The 2,033-nt window shown below is 63.8% G+C and carries 3 protein-coding genes; 1 reads left to right on the forward strand and 2 read right to left on the reverse strand.

All coding sequences use genetic code 11. From position 1 onward, the window contains the following. Positions 1 to 917, forward strand: a 917-nt coding sequence (locus DD606_RS24745; protein WP_255573128.1) for a thioesterase domain-containing protein, incomplete at its 5' end; no start/stop codon positions are given. A gap of 88 nt (positions 918 to 1,005) precedes the next feature. On the opposite strand, the gene fepC is transcribed toward DD606_RS24745, so the two are convergent. Continuing rightward, entirely contained in the window at positions 1,006 to 1,806 is an 801-nt protein-coding gene (gene fepC, locus DD606_RS24755) for an iron-enterobactin ABC transporter ATP-binding protein (protein ID WP_022650565.1), read from the reverse strand. Continuing rightward, a partial coding sequence (locus DD606_RS24760) for an iron chelate uptake ABC transporter family permease subunit (RefSeq protein ID WP_139158363.1) occupies positions 1,803 to 2,033 on the reverse strand: 231 nt, incomplete at its 5' end. The genes DD606_RS24760 and fepC, both read right to left, overlap by 4 nt.

Raw genomic sequence — 2,033 nt, forward strand, 5'->3', positions numbered from 1 at the left:
TGGGCTGCGCGGTGAACGATATCGAGGCCGATTTCTTTGCCCTCGGCGGCCACTCGCTGCTGGCGATGCGCCTCGCGGCTCAGCTCAGCCGTGCGTTCAGCCGTAAGGTCACGCCGGGGCAGATTATGGTCGCCTCGACGGTAAGCAAGCTTAGCGCCCTGCTGGACTCGCAGATGAGCGACGAACAGGCGCAGCGTCTGGGGTATGAAACCCTTCTGCCGCTGCGTGAAAGCAACGGCCCGACGCTGTTCTGCTTCCATCCGGCGTCCGGCTTTGCCTGGCAGTTTAGCGTCCTGGCGCGCTACCTCAGCCCGCGCTGGTCCATCGTCGGCATTCAGTCGCCGCGGCCAAACGGCCCGATGCAGCAGTGCGCGGATCTCGATGGGGTGATCGAACATCATCTGAACACGTTGCGTAAGCAGCAGCCGCAGGGGCCGTATTACCTGTTCGGCTATTCCCTCGGCGGCACGCTGGCGCAGGGCATTGCGGCCCGCCTGCGCGAGCAGGGTGAAGCAGTGGCGTTCCTCGGCCTGCTGGATACCTGGCCGCCGGAAACCCAGAACTGGGCGGAGAAAGAGGCTAACGGCCTCGACCCGGCGGTGCTGGCAGAGAACGAGCGCGAGCGTCAGGCGTTTATCGCCGCCCAGCCGGGGCAGGGCTCCAGCGAGCTGTTTAACGCCATTGAGGGCAACTTCGCCGACGCGGTGCGGCTGCTCACCACCGCGCACAGCGCGCGCTTTGACGGTAAAGCGACGCTGTTTGTCGCCGAGCGAACGCGAACCCTGGATCCTCAGGCCGCGTGGGCGCCGTGGGTGGGCGAGCTGGAGGTCTACAGCCAGGACTGCGCTCACGTGGATATTATTTCACCGCAGGCGTTTGAGAAAATTGGGCCGGTACTGAAGGAAATTTTAGGATAGTGCAAATGCCCCTCACCCTAACCCTCTCCCACGGGGAGAGGGGATGGTTTGCTCCCTCTCCCTGTGGGAGAGGGCCGGGGTGAGGGCATCAGACCGCACGTTTTCCAAGCGGCACCACCAACGGCGTACCCGCCACCGGATCGTCAATAATCATGCAGCGCATGCCGTAGATCCGCGCGATCAGCTCTGGCGTAACAATCTCCTTCGGCGCGCCCTGCGCCACAATCTCGCCGTCGCGCAGCGCAATCAGATGCGTCGCGTAGCGGCACGCCTGGTTTAAGTCGTGCAACACCGCCGCCAGGGTGTACCCCTGCGTACGGTTCAGCTCGCTCAGCAGCTCCAGCAGGTCAATCTGATGGCTGATATCCAGCCAGGTCGTCGGCTCGTCCAGCAGCATGATCGAGGTTTCCTGCGCCAGCACCATTGCGATCCACGCGCGCTGGCGCTGTCCGCCGGAGAGGGTATCGACGCTTTGCTGGGCCAGCTCGGTGATGCCCGTCGCCTGCATCGCGCGCTTCACGGCCTCGTCGTCCTCCTTGCGCCAGCGGGTAAACAGCGGCTGGTGCGGATAGCGCCCGCGGGAGACCAGCTCCTGCACGGTAATATCCCCCGGCGTGGTGGCGTTTTGCGCCAGCAGCCCAATTCGGCGCGCCACCTCTTTGCTGGCGAAGCGCTGGATCTGCTCCCCGTCGAGGAACACGCTGCCCTCAACCGGCGACATCAGGCGGCTCAGCGTGCGCAGCAATGTTGATTTGCCGCAGCCGTTTGGCCCGATAATGGCGGTGAAGTGGCCGTCCGGAATGGCGACGGATAAGTCCCGGGCAATGATTTTTTTGCCGTAGCCGAGGGTCAAGTTTTCGCCGCGCAAGCGGGTGGTTAAATCTGTCATTTCTTGCGTGACTCCTGAACGAGCAAGACGATGAGGTAAATCCCGCCGAGGCTGACGGTCACCACGCCCACCGGCAGTTGATAAGGCGTAAACAGCCGCTGGGCGCAGAGATCGGCGGCCAGCAGTAATACTGCACCGCACAGCGCCGCCTGGGTTAATCCCCAGCGCGCGGTGCCGCTAAGTCGCCGCGCGATATGCGGCGCGACAAGGGCAATAAACGAGATCGG

Origin of the sequence: Enterobacter cloacae complex sp. GF14B (assembly GCF_004136805.1) — a bacterium.
GTDB lineage: Bacteria > Pseudomonadota > Gammaproteobacteria > Enterobacterales > Enterobacteriaceae > Enterobacter > Enterobacter hormaechei_C.

Excerpts from the sequence above, each read along its gene's own strand:
- fepC (WP_022650565.1), bottom strand. The coding sequence starts at position 1,806 with ATGACAGATTTAACCACCCGCTTGCGCGGCGAAAACTTGACCCTCGGC.